This is a genomic window from Humiphilus diazotrophicus (genome assembly GCF_059726315.1).
In genome coordinates this window covers 1,179,763-1,196,806 of record NZ_AP040870.1, presented here as the reverse complement: position 1 = coordinate 1,196,806, position 17,044 = coordinate 1,179,763, and the positions used below count along the sequence as shown (strand labels likewise).

Sequence of the window (17,044 nt, the reverse complement as noted above, 5' to 3'; positions counted from 1 at the left end):
ATTTTATCGTCCGTCAATCCGTCCTGAATCATATATGCGAGCAAGATCGGCAAAGGATCTGTGGGTACGCCGCTTCTTGACCTTGCTGCCGTAGCGGTCGTTCAGAGCAAGCTCGAGTGTCGCCAGGGCGACGAGCTCTCCCGCCTTGATCAGGTCGTTATAGAGCCATGCCAGGAAATAAAGCATCTACGCACGACGGAACTTAGCTGCCACGATTTCGGGAATGCCGGATGGAAGCCCTAGAGGTGAAACGAAAGTGCGCCACTGTGTCGCCGTAGAGAATTCCATGACGCCTTCAGGCTTGCCAGGAACAGGCCAATGCAGTGACAGAGTCGTATCCGTAGGGGCTCCGACCAACAAGCTTAGATCGAGGAATGAATCACCTTGCATTGCTGCCTCTTCTAGTATTTTCCAATGCTACTTCTAGGCAAGTGTGGAGCTACAGAAATCTGTATCGTTTCCCATTAGGTTTGCACCGATACCGATAAGGATGCCCAAGCGGTTCGCGTAGCGTGCCAGCTTCGAAGACGGTCGCAGGAGCGGCAGATTGTAGCATTCCTGTCTGTCCGAAATCGAAGCAATATCTAACCCGATTACGGCTATTGTGCGTGCACAACTTTAACGTAGAGAATAGCTTCCGGCAAATCAATCTTTTGGGGATTATCATGAATTCACGCCAACATGAATCGCGAAAAGATTACTTTATCCAAGCTCGAATCCTTCCTTATGGGAGCCGCCGACATCCTGCGGGGCAAGATGGATGCGTCTGAATTTAAGGAATTTATCTTCGGAATGCTGTTTATCAAGCGGCTTTCGGATGAGTTCGACCTGAAACGCGAGCACCTGCGGAAGCATGATTTCGCCCATATCACAGACCCCGTGCTTTTGGCGGAACTGCTGGAGAGCAAGCTCTCCTATGGTGAGACGTTTTTTGTTCCGCCACGTGCTCGCTGGAATGAGCCATGGACGGATGAAGATGGCGACTTGGTACCCGCCCTCAAGGACCTAAAGGTCAATATCGGCGAGATGCTAGACAAGGCAACCGCCGCCATTGAGAAAGAGAACGACGATCTCAATGGTGTCCTGAAGATCGAGTTCAACAAGACCAAGGGTCAAACCAAAATTCCCGATCAGAAGTGGAAGGATCTTCTCGACCACTTCAATCAGCCACAATTCGTGCTCATCAACGACAATTTTGAGTTCCCTGATCTCCTCGGGGCGGCCTACGAGTACCTCATCAAATACTTTGCCGACAGCGCAGGCAAGAAGGGCGGAGAGTTCTACACCCCTAGCGAGGTTGTCCGCTTGCTGGTTCAGCTCGTCAAGCCGCAGGCTGGAAACACAATTTATGACCCCACGGTTGGCTCCGGTGGATTTCTGATCCAGAGCCATCAATATGTAGAGGAACAAGGCGAGGATGCCAATAACCTCGCCCTTTACGGGCAGGAATCAGCCGGGACGGTCTGGGCCATTTGCCGGATGAACATGATCCTGCACAACATCACCCGGTCGACTATCGAAAACGGCGACACGCTCGAAGATCCCAAGATTCTCGATCACGGCCAGATTCGCCGTTTCGACCGCGTTCTTGCCAACCCGCCGTTCTCGCAGAACTACAACCGCGCCGGGATGAAGTTCAAGGATCGATTCCGCGAATGGTGCCCGGAGACTGGCAAGAAGGCTGATCTGATGTTTGTCCAGCATATGCTGGCAAGCCTCAAGACGGACGGCCATATGGCCACCATCATGCCGCACGGAGTTCTCTTCCGTGGCGGTAAGGAAAAGCTCATCCGTGAAAACTTCATCAACGATGATGTAATCGAGGCTATTATCAGCCTGCCCCCTGGACTTTTCTACGGGACCGGTATCCCCGCCTGTGTGTTGGTCATGAACAAGAACAAGCCCGATGAACTGCGCGACAAGGTTCTGTTCATCAACGCTGACCGAGAATACGCCGAGGGCAAGAACCAGAACAAACTCCGCCCAGAGGATATTGAGAAGATCGATTTCGTCTTTACCCACAAGCGCGAACTGCCCAAGTACAGCCGCCTTGTGGAAAAGGCTGAAATCGTCGAAAAGCACGAATACAACCTGAATATCCGACGCTACGTTGACAATACGCCCGATCCTGAGCCGGAAGATGTGCAGGCTCACCTTATCGGTGGCGTGCCAGAGGCAGAGGTTGCTGCCCGTCAATGCGACTTCGCCAAATTTGGCGTTCAGTCTGGCTTACTCTTCCAGGCAGAGCGCCCCGGCTATCTTGCCTTTATTCCGGCTATCGCTGCCAAATCCGCAATCACGACAACGCTGGAAGAAGATCCCGTGCTTCTCGGCACGATTCAGGCTCATGGCGAGGTGCTTGCCAACTGGTGGGCGTGGCTCAAGACGACTTTGCCGAGCTTCGTAATGGCAAAAAAATGCCCGAGGTTCGACATGAGCTCATCACCTCGCTCATCGGCAAGCTCGTCCCCCTTGGATTACTCGACGAGTTCCAGAGCGCCGGGGTCTTCGTCAACTGGTGGTCGCAAATCCGCTACGATCTCAAAACCATCATCTCCACTGGTTGGCATCACTCGTTGATTCCAGATTCCTATCTCATCGGTGCATTCTTTCAGGCGGAGGCAGACGCCATCGAGGCAATAGAAGCGGCCATTGCCGAAGCTCAGAGCGAGCTTGCCGAAGCTGTAGAGGCAGCGCAGGAGGTTGCGGCTTACGAGCCGGATGAGGGTGAGACCGTTACTGCTGCTGTCATCAAGAAGGCGCTTAAGGAGCTGATTGACGATCTGGAGGACAACACTGGAGCATCGGCCAGCAAGGAGCGCGAGGCGCTCAAGGCGCAACTAAAGGCTATTATCGAGGTTGAAAAACGCGGCAAGGAAAGCAAGGCACAACAGCGTGCCTTAACCGATGAACTGGAACTCAAACTGCAACTCAAGCGCCTGGGCAGTGACGAGTTCAAGGCTGAGAACCAAAGGATGCTCGACTCGGTCAACGCTCGCACGGCGCAGCTCGACCCCAGCAAGAAAGAAGAGAAGAAGATCCTCGCCAAGCTGGAAAAGGACAAATCTGCGCTTCAGGCCCGCATCGCCGAAACCGATGCCATGTTCACGGCCATAGGCGGCCAACTCACCGAAGAGGAGGCCCGGACGCTCATCCTCAAAAAGCTCCATGACCTCGCCAATGTGGAGCTCAACCGCTACCTCAACGCCGAGAAGCGAAGGCTGGTTCAGGGTGTCGAGAATCTGTGGGACAAGTATGGACAATCACTACACTCACTTGAATACCAACGCAAGAAAACCCTGAACGCCCTCAATTGCTTTCTCAAGGAGTTGAGTTATGTCTGAAAGAATGACGCCCTTCGCTCATCCTTGGCCTGAAGATTTAGTTTCCAATTTAGGTAGCGTGACAGTCGGCGGTACCCCACAAACATCGGTCCAAAAATATTGGGATGGCGACGTTCCATGGATGGCATCAGGTGATGTGCACCTCAAGCGCATCTTCGATGTTCCGAAAAGGATTACCCCGTTAGGTCTGCGCTCATCAAATGCTACCGTGATAGACCCACCGGCGGTCGCGATTGGTTTAGCAGGCCAGGGAAAAACGCGTGGAACGGCAGCGCTCGTGTTATGCAGGTTATGCACAAACCAATCGGTTGCTCTGATAACTGCGAATCCTTTGAGGCTAAATACGGAATATCTGTTTTACAACCTTGAGTTCAGATACGAAGAACTTCGCTCTCGTTCCGCAGGGGACGGACGCGCGGGATTGTCGAAACAGTTGATAGAACAAATCCCGATTCCGTTACCGCATCCTTATGAGCAAAGCAGAATTGCCGAGATACTCTCCACGGTGGACCGGGCGATTGAGCAGACGGAGGTATTGATTGCGAAGCAGGAGCGCATCAAGACCGGTCTGATGCAAGACCTGCTCACGCGTGGTATCGACGAGCACGGCAGTCTCCGCTCCGAATCCACCCACGAATTCAAAGATTCCCCGCTAGGCCGCATTCCGGTCGACTGGGAAGTTGAAACACTCGGGCAGGTAATTGGCTCCATTGTGAGTGGCTGGAGTCCAACTTGCGAAACTGAGCCTGCGTCACTGGGAGAATGGGCAATTCTGAAGACAACAGCCGTTGTGTGGCCTGGTTATGTACAAGGAGAGAACAAACGACTTCCATTTCACTTGCGTGGGAATCCTTCAATTGAAGTCAAACAGGATGACATTCTGATCACGCGCAAAGGTCCAGTCGAGCGTGTTGGCGTTGTCGTTCATGTCGATGAAACACGCCCGATGCTCATGATTCCAGATACCGTCTTCAGAGTCCGGCTCACAAAGCATTCAAAAATCATTCCCGCATTTCTTCCTCTTGCGTTAGGGAGTGCCCCAGTACAATCCGACTGGTTTCAGAAGAAGATAGGCTTGGCTGATGCTCAAGTCAATCTTAATCATTCAATTCTGCGATCGACGCTTTTCGTTAAGCCAAAAAAATCAGAACAAGTGCGTATTGTCAATGCACTTGCGCAAAATGGAGAGCAAGTTGCGATTGGCCGTACTTTGCTGCACAAACTGCAACAGATCAAGACCGCCATCATGCAAGACCTGCTCACCGGCAGGAAGCGCGTGACGCCATTACTTCAGGAGACAGTAGCGCAGTAGCAAGAACGACCATGCCGAACGAAAACGAGATAAAAAGCGAAAAGATTCTGGTCAAAGATGTCTTCTCCTCCATGTGGTTTCGGATCCCGGAGTACCAGCGCCCCTATATCTGGTCGAAGGACGAGGTGAATGAACTGCTCGATGACTTGACCTTTGCTAGCAAGGACAAGCCGGATAGCGAATACTTCCTGGGCTCGTTTGTCTTCCAATTCAAGAAAGCCCATTCCGAGCAAGAGTTCAATGAGAATGACTTGCTCGACGGACAGCAGCGCATGACCACGCTGCTGATGCTATTGGCCTGCATCCGTGATGCGGCTACGAATCAACTCGCTAAGAACAGTTGCCAGAGCCGCATCTACCAGCAAGGCGACCCTTTCTCAAAGATTCCCGAGCGAAACCGCCTTACCTTCGCCATACGCGAAGACGTACAGGAGTTCGTAGAAATCTACGTCAAAACACCGGGCGGGACCAACAAGATAGAGGAACTTGAAAAGCTTTCCAAATCGCACACGGACACCTCGATTCAGAACATGGCGGCTGCCATTATTGAGATTCGACGCTTCCTCGGTGATCCGGAAAAAGACATCACTCCGGAGGAGCTTTTAACATTCCTGCTTAATAATGTCCTATTTATCTATGTCGCCACGCGAGACTTGGAAGATGCCTTCCGCCTATTCACAATTCTGAATGATCGCGGAGTGCCGCTACGTAACAGCGATATTCTCAAGTCACTCAACCTGGGTGAACTCGATAAGGAGAGCGACAAGCAGAAGTACGCAAAGCTGTGGGAGGAAGCCGAGAGTTCGTTGGGCGATGACTTCGACCGCTTCCTCAATCACCTGCGCACGATTCTGGTAAAGGACAAGGCTCGCCTCAGCTTGCTACAGGAGTTCGAAGACAAGATTTACAACCCCAAGGAGAGGGAAAAAGCCACTGGGCAGAAGAAACCCTCTCTTCTAAAAAAGGGCAAAGAAACCTTCCAGCTTGTCGAGCGATACCTGAAGCACTACAACGAACTGCTCGGCGGGGGCAACTACCTAGAGACCGGAAATTCCTTCAAATTCGACAACCTGATCAAGGTAATGTTGACCGGCCTGCCTTCGAGCGATTGGGTGCCTCCTCTGCTTCGTTACTTCGATAGATTCGGCTATACAGGACTGCTGGATTTCCTGATTGCTCTGGATAGAAAATTTTCGGCTGATTGGATGACCCAACTGACTCCGACAGAACGCATCGAGAACATGAATCAGGTCATTCGCGTTGTAGAGTCCGCCAGCAATGCGGCAGCCGTTCTTGCAAATGGCTGCTTCAAATTTGACTCGAATAGTCTTATGCGGACAATCAGCGGTGCGGTATATGGCAGAAGGTATACACGCTACTTGTTACTGAAGCTGGACTTTATTTACGGCGACTCGGGCCAGTTGATGTCGATTCAGACGCTATCAGTCGAGCATATTCTGCCGCAGGCACCCAAAGAAGATAGTCAGTGGTATATCGACTTTACTGAACAGCAGCGCGACGAGTGGACTGATAAGCTGGGCAATCTTGTTCTGATCACACGAGCAAAGAACTCTTCCCAAGGACGCTTGAATTACAGCGACAAGAAAGTAAAGTATTTCAATGGTTCTATCACCACCTGCCCAAACTCGCTGCGGGTGCTGCAGAACAACCAGTGGACGATGGCAGAATTGCAAAAGAATCATACGACTGTACTCAGTGATCTCGCTGCGAACTACGGGATCTGCTTTGCAAAGGCCGGGAGCGCGCAATGATGAACGAGCGGTTAGCGAAAGAATTAAGACTCGACGAACGTAACCATGTTGAGAAGCCCCTGCTCGATCAGTTGCAGGGTCTCGGCTGGACGATCAAGGACCTGGACGGCAAGCAACACCCGGAAGATACCGGCCGGGAGAGTTTTACTGAGATAGTCCTGCTCCCAGTGCTGCGGCAGCAACTGAAGAAGATCAACGACTGGTTGGAGGATGACCAGATTGACGAGGTAGTGGGAACACTGACGAGCAAATTCCCTTCGACCAGCCTGATCCAGAACAATCGCCACGTCTTTAATCTGCTTCAGGAGGGCGCCAGCGTCAGCGAGAACCGCAAGACTGGCGAGAAGAATCCCACCGTGCGCTACGTGGATTTTGCCCACCGCGAGAACAACGATTTCCTGGCCGTATGCCAGTTTAAGATCCGTATCCTCGGAACTGAGCATCACATCATTCCGGATATTGTCCTTTTCCTGAACGGCCTACCCGTAGTCGTGATCGAGTGCAAATCACCCAAAGTGAAGGAGCCTATTCCCGAGGCCATTGACCAGTTGATGCGTTATAGCGAGCAACGAGGGAGCAAAGGCGAGGGCAGCGCACCACTTTTTTATTACAACCAGTTTCTGGTGAGCACCTGTCGGCAAGAGGCCAAATTTGGCACCATAACGACGCATAGCGAAAAACGCTTCTATCGTTGGTCCGATCCCTTTCCTCGCACGCTTGAAGAACTTGAGCACGGCAGCAGCAGCCCCAACGATCAACAGCGGTTGGTTGCTGGAATGCTTGACCCAGACAACCTGCTGGACCTAATTCGAACCTTCACGCTATTCTCTACGAACGAAAAGGGCGAAACGATCAAGATCGTTGGACGCTATCAGCAGTTTCGAGCAGTAAAACTGGCCGTGAAGCGTCTCATGGAGGGGAGGACGCCACGCGAACGCGGCGGGATCATTTGGCACACGCAAGGTTCTGGAAAATCTTTGACCATGATGTTTATGGTCAGGGAGATGTATCGTCATCCCTCGCTCTCTCACTGGAAAGTTATCTTCATTACGGACCGTGCACAGCTGGAGGAACAGCTTTCGGATACCAGCCAAAACATTGGCTACACGGTGAAAGTTGCAGACAGCATCAAGAAGCTAAAGGAACTGCTCGCCACCAATTCATCCGATCTCGTAATGGCAATGATTCATAAATTCCGCGAGGCCGATATGAAGGAGATCTTCCCGGAACTGAACACAAGCCCCTACATCCTGGTAATGACCGATGAGGCCCATCGCTCTCAGTACAAGACGCTCGGTGCAAATCTAGACAAGGGCATACCGTTTGCGACGCGCATCGGCTACACAGGGACCCCAATCGAGAAGACTGAGCGCGTGTTTGGCGAGTATATCGACAAGTACACGATGAGGCAGGCAATTGATGACGGCGTAACTTTGCAGATTGTCTATGAAGGCCGAACGCACAAAGCTGGCGTAACGGATACGCTTGGCATGGACATTGCTTTCCAGGACGTGTTTAGCGAATACAACCTGCAAGAGCGCTTGCAGATTCTGGGATATGGTTCACGCGACGCTTATCTAGAGGCTAAGGAGACGATCAAGGCCAAAGCAAAGGACATGATCGCGCACTACGTTGAGCACGTCTTTCCAAATGGATATAAGGCTCAGATTGTCGCCACGTCTAGAGATGCTGCCGTTCGTTATAAGGAATACGTTGACGCTGCTTTAGCCGAAACGGTCGCTGAGCTGAAAAAGTCGAACCCAGGAAACATTGATATCGCCTTGCTGGAGCGTCTGAAATCGGATGTGATTATTTCAGGAAGACAGAACGACACAACGGCCCTAACGCCATATACGGACTCCTCAAAGCACAAGGCGTCAATCAAGAGTTTTAAGATGCCTTTCAATACAGAGGATGAGGGCGTGAACGGCGATATCGGAATCGTAATCGTCGCAAATATGCTCCTCACCGGATTTGATGCCCCAATTGAACAGGTTATGTACCTGGATCAGGTCATCAGAGCGCATAGCTTGCTTCAGGCAATCGCCAGAGTTAATCGGGTCGCTGGAGCGTCGAAGGAGAAAGGATTTGTCGTCGACTATGTGGGCGTCGGGCATGACCTGAAGAAGGCTCTCGATTCTTACGACGAGCGGGAACAGAAGGAGATGATCGGGACGCTCAGCTTCCCTGAAGAGGAGTTGAGAGCGTTGCGTGCGAGCCAGGATGCAGTCATGAAGTTCCTCAACAAGCACGGCCTAGCGGACTTGACTGATCATGATGCATTCTTTGATGTGTTCTACGACGAGGATCTTCGCTTCGAGTTCATGATGCTCTTCCAGACGTACACAAAATGCCTGAATGTTGTATTTCCGGCCAAAGAGGCGCTGGACTTTATGCCTGAGTATGAGGCGTTATCGGAGATCAAGGTTCTGGCCGGCAAGCATCTCAGGGATGAGCGCCTGAGTATGAAGGGGATTCCTCCGAAACTTCGAAAGATCACTGACGCCTTTCTTGAATCGAGAGGTATTCACACCAAGGTTGAGCCAATCTCGATTCTCGACGAAGATTTCCAAAAAGGCGTGGACAGCCGTAAACGTACAAAGACAAAGGCCGCTGAAATTGAGCACGCGATCCGCCATCATCTGGATGTTGAGTTGAACGACGATCCAGATTTGCAAGCGTCATTTGCTGACGCTCTCATGTCAATTCTGGCTGAGTTTCAGGAAAATTGGAACAGAGTATACGAGGAACTGGAAAAGCTTCGGGAAAGAATCATCAATGCCGTCAAGGAACCGACCTACGGCCTGCATCGCAAAAAACAGATGCCATTCTTCCGCACTTTGAAGAAAGAGCTTTTTGGTGAAAGCGAAATTGATGAGGATGCCATTTCCGCTCTTGTATCGCTCACGCAGAATGTTTATGGAGAAGTTGAGCGAGAACTGAAGCTGACAAGTTTCTGGGAAAGCATAGGGTCAAGGAACCGATTGAAAGCCGAGATTCAGAGGATACTACTTCTGAATGAGTTTTCAGCTCTTCCGGGAATTCGTCAAAATCGTGAACGGATCATAAGCCGAATGATGGAAATCGCCGAGAAGAACAACGATCTGATTCTTTACGCTGTATGAATGATTTGAAATACACGATTGTCCGCTCGTCCAGACGAAAGACGCTGACCATTACGGTTGAGCGAGATCGTAGAGTCGTCGTTCATGCACCCGAGAGCACGTCGGATGAGAGCATACATCAGATTGTTGCTCAAAAGCGCCAATGGATATATGGAAAGATCCATCACGCCCAAAAGTATCGCAAATTGGCGCATCCTCCGGGAAAAGAAGTTGTAAGCGGAGAGTCCGCACCATATCTAGGCCGTGATTATCGAATTGAGATTGTCGAAACACCGAGCGGCGAAGTTGAATTCTCAGATGGCTTCAAGGTCCCATCTTCTCATCAAGAGAAACGACGTGAAGCGTTGAAGGAATGGTACATCTCCAGGGCGAAGGAGACGATATTATCCCGTGTCCAGCGTGCTGCCCGAGAGCTAGGGGTAACATTCAAGGCATCAAAGATCGTAGACGATAAATATCGCTGGGGCTCATGCACAATGAGCAACGCAGTCAATTTCAACTGGAGGCTCATCAAGGCCCCCATGTTTGTGATCGACTATGTGATCATTCATGAACTGGCGCATTTATTGGAAGCAAACCACACACCGCGTTTCTGGAACATTGTTCGGGCGAATACCCCAACCATGGAAAAAGCGAAGGCATGGCTTAAGGAGCATGGGCAGATTCTTGAAGACGAAGTGTGAGCCAGCACTGAACCCCAACGACTCCAGCGCAGTGTTCCCGTGATTTGGAAAAGAACAAACGCGCAAAGCTGATTGCAGTTTAAGCTGCTCATGACCACAATTCGCATATGAGCTTCAAAAGCACATGGAGAACGCCGTGTTCAAAGAAGGACGCCCGACTCGATGGACCATGCGTCGGCTCATGAGGACGGTATTTGTAACCAATATATTCGATGACTGATACACCGTAATCCCGAAATACGGGAGCAACTCTATCTTGTTCAGAAGCGCTTCGCGTCCGGATGTCACGCAAGACGAATGCATCAGATTTAATGCTTAAGTATTCCGCAAGGGGCGTGTTTAGTCGACGGAGTGGAGCAGAAAATGCTGATAATTCGAAAATCAAATGGTTTGTGCCTTTTTCCTGAAATAGCTCACCATGGTCAAGCTCTCTATTTTCGAAAATCGAGGATCTTCGTACTAAGTGCCGTTTGCCCTTTGACACATTTCAGTATGAGTAACTCCAGGTTTTCTTCTACCTGCCGATAAATCCAACAAACATGTTGGGAATTCTTGATGACTGATCACACCCCACCGAACGGTGAAGAGCTGCCACCTTCTAAAGAGCCGGTACCGCAGGTACCTTTTGAAAAGCTTCCACTCTATCCAGAACTTATGCGGGAACTGTGTAAACCTATTCCCGACAAGGACAACAAAGTCAGAGTTGCCACCCACTGGTCCCAGATCAAAGAAATCGGATTGGCAAATTTCTTCCCAATTCTCTTCCTTATCACTGTGATATGTTTCGGAATCGTTGTAAAGTTCCCTTCGATGAGCCTATGGGGTGGTTCTGAGTTCATCAAAAAGCATGCGCAGACAGTGTTTAATGTTCTCTATCTGTTTTCCATCGCTCAACTCTTGTTTCAAACTCTCCCAATAATGCGGTTTTACCTTAATCTCTCTGTGCAATCCGCAAGTTCGGTCCAAAATCAATACAATCAAGAACGCGCGCTCGCGCGACGGCTTGCCCATATTGAGGCGAGTGAGCTTAAGGAGTGCAGACGAAGGATAGAAATAGAGATCGATATTCACAAGCAAATATCGTTCATTGGTACGATTGTCTCTGCCATCGCTGCCCTGGGACAATTACATTTTGGTATGGAGCCGTATCTCCAAGGTGCAGTAATCGGCATAATACTTATTGTGGCTTGCGATATGCGCGTGACCAGACAGTTGTCCCGACTTGCATTTGTTCTGGAATGTGCCGAGAACACATATAGTTAAGGGGTTCTGAGCCCAGGGCATGTCTAGGAAGGCACCCGTGGGAAAACGCCTATGCCGCTGAAACTTGTTGAAAGATGAAATCGATTGCACCGTCCAGCTGAGAATCGTAGCCATTCCTGGCAAGATTCGGATCAAATGGAACCGCGATGTCAGGTTCGATAGAATTCCCTTCTAATTTCAGACCGTTAGCGGTCTGATAAACGCCGACTGGCAACGCCAGCCAATAGTCATACCCTACTTTGAATTTATTTCCAGAAAGCAATCGTCCTGGAGTTGGCTCTCCCACAATCTTGGCAAGTTGGTGCTCTCGTGCAAAGGCTACGAGCATTTCATTTGCACTGGCTGTATGTCGATTTACGAGCAATACGACATTTCCATGAAAAGCTTGTGGACCAAGCCCCTCAGTTGTAATCATGATGGGTTTCTTGGGCCTTGCAAACCGCAGAACCAAAGGAAGCAATCCCAGTTTCGATGAAGGGATGCAGTCGAAAACAGAGAAATCTCCTCTTCCAACTGCCATCCCAGCCTGTTTCCGACTGAGGGTGTAACCAACAGGTACCCTATCCGGTGTGAGTAGGCTCATGATCCGAAGGACCCCAATTCCGCCACCTGTATTTCCACGAAGGTCAAAGATTAGTCTCTTGATAGGGTTCAACGCGGAGACAGCCTGGGAGATTTCATTGGCGACCTCAATGCCTACCACTCCAGGAAACATCGAAACCTTAATCAGCCCCAGGTCGTGGGCAAGTCGGCGAAAGCTTACAATCTTTGGCGAAGCGTAGGGCAATTGACGACTGTTTCGTTTTGGCGCAGGGATATCGATAGTCCGCTCAACCTCAAGGTCGCCTTGCGTGATCACCTTTACGGTCACCTTTTGCCCCATTGGGAATATTGGGTGTTCGGGTGGAAGAAAGGACCGCCCATCAACTGTTAACAGAATCTCGCCGGACCTTAGCCCCGCAAGATCACCCGCTCCCCCTTCATGGATATCCTGAAACACCCAATGATCAACACCATTCACCGGAAACGCTGCATATGTGGCGCTAATCGCCATTTTGCTAGTAGCCCGTTTTAGGCTGCTATGGAAAAAACCTGTATGCGATGACTTTAGCTCTGACAATAATTCGCCAATGGTGTGTTCAAATTCCTCTGCGGATTCGGCCTTTGCCACTGCTTCCCGATGCCGGTTCACATATGCAGACCAGTCAATCCCGCGAAGATTGGGATCGTAAAAGTTCTTCGCAACCACCTTCTCAACGTTATCTAGAATTTCCAGCCGCTCAGCTTCATTCAATATTCGAGTTTTCATTCAGATACCGTTTCCGTTGTTTAGATTTCTACTCAAATAATTCAGATGGTTCCGTCAGGGTCACCGACAAGCTCGAAACTGGCCCAATAATATGGGTACACACCCTTTTTGACCATTTCGAGCTGTGCAGCTCTGAGCGCTTCGGCTTTGCCCTCATGGTGGGATAAATGAGAGTAGAAGCTTGCCATCAACTTTTCTGTAGAATGATCTTCCAGCTCCCATAAGGTCGAAACCACACTATCTGCGCCAGCCTCAACAAAAGCGTTTACGATATTCGTTACTCCTGCGGCCCCGACCGGACCAACTCCCGTATCACACGCTGAGAGAGTTACTAGCCGGGCATTTAAATGAAGATGACGAATTTCTCTGACTTGTAGCATCCCGTCTTCCGTACCTCCGGCTTCGGGGGCAAACAAAAGCGCAGACCTGTCTGGATATTCAAGATCTGCGTATCCGTGAAGTGCCAGGTGCATCACGTTATATTCCTGTAAGGGAAGCTTCTTAAACTCCGATTCAGATGCGGCCGAGCCAATCAGAATTGTGCTTGGTTTTGGAAGATCATCAGCAATTGTTTCGACCTCTTTCCTGCTCTCGGGCAAAGATACCAATTGGCTCCTTGCTGGACCGCTAATTGCGCGCAAGACTATGTTCCTAGACTCCTGAACTTTGGCCCATGCTGCGACACCAACGTACGGGAGAGGGTCCGAAGTGAGTTCATGTTGCCGTCCCAGCAATAGATACAAAGCTGTTGCAGATGGACTGACGCTGATAGTATGCGTCTCTACGAGAAACTTTCCGTGATTTACGAGAGTAGAGAAAGGTAATAAATGCAAATTGCCATCGGGAACCACTATGAGGGATGTTTTTGATGACATCTCTGGAATCGAGCCCAACAGCTCCGAATACAGCCGCTGACCTAAAGTCTGATCAGTTTTTTGTTCTCTCAGCTGTTTCCGGTATTTAGCTGTATCTTCGTCAAGAATGCTCTGCTTTGGCAGGACATAAACATGAACGGACATGGAAGTGATTGCGACTACATAGGACTGCCTCTCTGCAAGAATATATTCGACCACGAGTTGGGACGCACTCAGTCTTTGCTGCAATGCTGCTAGAGCCACTGGACTCGAAGCAGTTCGACCCGCGAGAGAGTCATTGTCCACGTGCAGTTCGGCGTCGTAGATGCGTTGAGCAATCCGTTCCCGCTGTAGCGGATCGTCACTACTGATCAGTTCAAGGTTGAGTTGAGTAAGTTGCTGTTCCTGAGGAGTTGGCCGATGAGGTATAACTGTTTCGTGGTGCAGGAGCGCTTGTGTTTCGATGCGACCACGTTCTTTTTCAACTACCTCAAATGCACCCGCATCATCTCCCTCTGACAGCAAGGCCTCGAAATATCCAGCGTAGACATCGTTCATCTCGGAGAGTAACAGCCGTTCTACATTCGGGGTAGGGACGGACGCTATAAGCGAATCTATCAATACAGCACTCTTGCGATAAAGCTGATGCGCTTCTGCCACGTTCTTGAGCTTCTGTTCGATTTTCGCCTTGATTGCAAGGTTGCGAGGCGCGTTGAAGAGTTCCTGCGGAATATGTGTATTCGCTTCTATCGCTTCATCAACAGAAGCGAGGGCTGTTGGGAGTTGGTTCTTCGCCTCATACGCACGTGCCAACAATCCACCGGTTTGCGTAATTCCTCTCCAAAAATGCAGCCGGCGCGCATATTGAAGTGCTTGATTGTACTGACTTATCGCTAAATCCAGCTTCCCCATCTCCTCGTAAATTTGCCCCTTCATGGTGAAGAGCTGAAAGAGATGAGCGTCGAGTTCGGCAGTCGGTAAGTGGTGAATACCATCATCAGCCAATGAGAGAGCTTCGTTGTAACGATGCAGACCTCGCAACGAATCTATCTTCGCATTGATTGCGATACTCGGATAAGCAATGTCTTTAGAGCTAGTAGCGGTCTTTATTGCTTCGTCCAACGGACCCAGTGCTTCGCTGTACCTGTGGAGTTCGTTTAGACCAGCACCGTAGACGCTAGCATAGCGGACTTTCGCAGCTGGATCTCTCAGAAGCTTGGCAGCGGTCCAGGCATATATGACTTGCTTTTTCGCCTTTGCAATATCTCCAAGAATGAACGCAGCTATTCCTTGCTCTCCTTTTGCACGAGCTTCCAATTGAAAGTGATGGCGTTGCTCAGCGAGTGTCGCAACTCTTCCCCAAGTTGCACGTGCAAGAGCTGCGTCGTAATTGGTCTCGATCATTCCTTTGATGACTAGGATGCGCAGTTGTGTCTCAGGCTCTTGCGCTTCCGGCCGCGTCAGATCCTCCTGCAGGGAGACGAGGAGATTCGGGATGCTTTCAGACTCGGCCCTCGGAATAAATTGGCTGACATGAGCGTAGAGGGCGAGCGATGGATTGTGCTCAGCTGCAAATTGCAACTCGGCCTGACGATAGAATGGTGCAGCGGCAATCCAATGATTGTTCCAGGACAACGCGTCTGCCTTTTGAAGCAGAGAGCTAGCAGGATCTCGCGATTTTAAATGGACGAGCAGGAGAAGTGAAAGAAGAGCTACCGCGCCCAAACATGCAGCAACAAAGAACAAGGTCCTTACCGACAACGCCTTTTCCATATCGAACACCACTCTCCAGCAATATCGATATGAGCGGACGATCTGCTCGTTATTCGCTCACTTGATTGTGAGCGGATAATAATAAGCTCCATCTCTGTCATGAATCGTTGACAGAAAATATGAGCCAGGTCTCATTGTTCGCAGATCGAGGGTGACGGTAATCCTAGTTCCAGAATTGTCTGTGATTGCCATTCCCTGACTTCTCGCAATCACGTCCTCATCGTTTCGGCCACTGCTTACGGCTACTGTATATGGACCTGTTTCACTAAAACGAGGCAAGATCAGGGTAAGCTGAACAATCCCTTTTGGCAACGCAACAGACTGCAATGGGAGGGGATTTTCGGAACCACGGATGGTTCCGGCAGATGTCAGATCAATCGTTCTCTTTTCCGCAATATTTTGGGTTCTTGGCGGCTTTTGCCAGTCCCGGAATTTCGGAATCGCGGCGAAGGAAAGAACAATCAACAGAACTGCAAACACCGGGGTCCAGATGTAGATACGTTGTTGGCGTTTTTTTGACAACGCCTCCTGGAAATCAAGATATTTACGCATGCAACGGGGGCACGTGCTGGCGTGCTGGAGCCGTTTATCGTCAAGTTTGGTTCGTGAAGGTGTTTGGGCAAGCCCAAGCAAGAAATCGTCATCCGGGCAGTCCCCGGAATGGCGGTCGATAGCCTCCCCGCGGAGGACCATCCGCTGATATTCATCACGCAACCACGACTCAAGTTTTTTCTCTGATGATCTATTTCGAAAAAGCTTCATTTAGCTTTGGAAACCGAATCTCTCAAGGATTCTAAAACAGTACGTATCTCTTTATCGTAGGCGCGTCGAAGAGTCATCCGATCCACATTAAGATGCTTCGCTATTTGCCTCCAAGAGTAGCCCATTGATGTCCACTTTAGAACGTCTCTGGCTTCCGGGGAAAGCTTTCTTAGAATGTCTTTGCTTTCAATAGCTTGCTCGAACTTTGGGGTCTCGGATTGATTCCGAGAATGAGCATACTCAAGGTCTACGAGGAGGCCATAAGGGACCTCTAACCTGTGTCTTTTTGCTTCCTGCTTTGCAAGGCGTTTTAGAACACTTCTCATCCTCCAAACAAAGCGCTCAATTGTTGCTTCGCCATTTAGGCGTAAAGCATATCCTGCAGTGTTTTCAATTGCCCTGTCCATTAGATCAAATGCAGCATCCCGGTCATGCAAATAGCTCCAAGCACACCACGAGGCATAGGGCCAAACCTCGGCTGCGGCAGCTTTCAGCATCCTGTTTGTTTCGGAATGTGGAGTTGGATTAATCCAACCCCACATTCCGTCTTTATCAAGTGGGTTTCTGGTCGCCATGAGCCCCAACTCTCAGCTTGCCCGCTTACCCCGAAATAGCGTCCTCAAATCGGTAAAAGAATTCTGACATACGTGAGCCATTCTTGCTTTTGAAATGCCTTATAGCGGTAGAGAAGACGTAATCCGCCGATTAATTGGTACCGATTACGACGTACGGTCGAACGCATTTTAGATGAGCTTCGGAACGCTATCCCGTCTGCGCTCCTTCCCCGTCTGCAAATATATCGCACAAAGGAGCAAATACATCAAGTCACGCATCCCTTAACACTCCA

General features: G+C 50.2%; 13 protein-coding genes. 7 read left to right on the top strand and 6 right to left on the bottom strand.

Translation table 11 applies throughout. From position 1 onward, the window contains the following. Positions 1–3: 3 nt before the first annotated feature. Entirely contained in the window at positions 4–186 is a 183-nt protein-coding gene (locus AC6I7T_RS06325; RefSeq protein ID WP_497792485.1) for a hypothetical protein, read from the bottom strand. Then, a complete protein-coding gene (locus tag AC6I7T_RS06320; RefSeq protein ID WP_497792484.1) occupies positions 187–390 on the bottom strand; it encodes a hypothetical protein in 204 nt (67 codons plus the stop codon). 291 nt (positions 391–681) lie between these two features. Between AC6I7T_RS06320 and AC6I7T_RS06315 the strand changes: the two genes are divergently transcribed. The 7 genes from AC6I7T_RS06315 to AC6I7T_RS06285 all read left to right on the top strand — a co-directional run bounded on the left by AC6I7T_RS06315 (position 682) and on the right by AC6I7T_RS06285 (position 11,499). After that, positions 682–2,580, top strand: a complete 1,899-nt coding sequence (locus AC6I7T_RS06315) for a type I restriction-modification system subunit M (protein WP_497792483.1) — start codon at positions 682–684, stop codon at positions 2,578–2,580. Next, positions 2,577–3,344, top strand: a complete 768-nt coding sequence (locus AC6I7T_RS06310) for a hypothetical protein (RefSeq protein WP_497792482.1) — start codon at positions 2,577–2,579, stop codon at positions 3,342–3,344. The genes AC6I7T_RS06315 and AC6I7T_RS06310 overlap by 4 nt, the downstream gene beginning before the upstream one ends. Further along, complete coding sequence (locus tag AC6I7T_RS06305; RefSeq protein WP_497792481.1) at positions 3,337–4,656, top strand: restriction endonuclease subunit S; 1,320 nt, start codon at positions 3,337–3,339, stop codon at positions 4,654–4,656. The genes AC6I7T_RS06310 and AC6I7T_RS06305 overlap by 8 nt, the downstream gene beginning before the upstream one ends. 11 nt (positions 4,657–4,667) lie before the next feature. Next, positions 4,668–6,428, top strand: coding sequence for a DUF262 domain-containing protein (locus AC6I7T_RS06300; protein WP_497792480.1), 1,761 nt, complete (start codon positions 4,668–4,670; stop codon positions 6,426–6,428). Next, positions 6,425–9,553 (top strand): type I restriction endonuclease subunit R, encoded by a 3,129-nt coding sequence (locus tag AC6I7T_RS06295; RefSeq protein ID WP_497792479.1) that lies wholly within the window; start codon positions 6,425–6,427, stop codon positions 9,551–9,553. Before AC6I7T_RS06300 ends, AC6I7T_RS06295 begins: the two co-directional genes overlap by 4 nt. Continuing rightward, on the top strand, positions 9,550–10,236 hold the full coding sequence (locus AC6I7T_RS06290) for a M48 family metallopeptidase (protein ID WP_497792478.1): 687 nt from the start codon (positions 9,550–9,552) through the stop codon (positions 10,234–10,236). Before AC6I7T_RS06295 ends, AC6I7T_RS06290 begins: the two co-directional genes overlap by 4 nt. A gap of 555 nt (positions 10,237–10,791) precedes the next feature. Continuing rightward, entirely contained in the window at positions 10,792–11,499 is a 708-nt protein-coding gene (locus tag AC6I7T_RS06285; protein WP_497792477.1) for a hypothetical protein, read from the top strand. A gap of 49 nt (positions 11,500–11,548) precedes the next feature. Here AC6I7T_RS06285 and AC6I7T_RS06280 read toward each other — a convergent pair whose 3' ends face one another. The 4 genes from AC6I7T_RS06280 to AC6I7T_RS06265 all read right to left on the bottom strand — a co-directional run bounded on the left by AC6I7T_RS06280 (position 11,549) and on the right by AC6I7T_RS06265 (position 16,772). After that, positions 11,549–12,808, bottom strand: a complete 1,260-nt coding sequence (locus AC6I7T_RS06280) for a S41 family peptidase (protein WP_497792476.1) — start codon at positions 12,806–12,808, stop codon at positions 11,549–11,551. A 41-nt stretch (positions 12,809–12,849) separates the two neighbouring features. Beyond that, positions 12,850–15,435, bottom strand: coding sequence for a CHAT domain-containing protein (locus AC6I7T_RS06275; RefSeq protein ID WP_497792475.1), 2,586 nt, complete (start codon positions 15,433–15,435; stop codon positions 12,850–12,852). Positions 15,436–15,492: 57 nt separating this feature from the next. Beyond that, positions 15,493–15,957 (bottom strand): hypothetical protein, encoded by a 465-nt coding sequence (locus AC6I7T_RS06270; protein ID WP_497792474.1) that lies wholly within the window; start codon positions 15,955–15,957, stop codon positions 15,493–15,495. 236 nt (positions 15,958–16,193) lie between these two features. After that, on the bottom strand, positions 16,194–16,772 hold the full coding sequence (locus tag AC6I7T_RS06265; protein WP_497792473.1) for a sigma-70 RNA polymerase sigma factor region 4 domain-containing protein: 579 nt from the start codon (positions 16,770–16,772) through the stop codon (positions 16,194–16,196). Between the last annotated feature and the right edge of the window lie 272 nt (positions 16,773–17,044).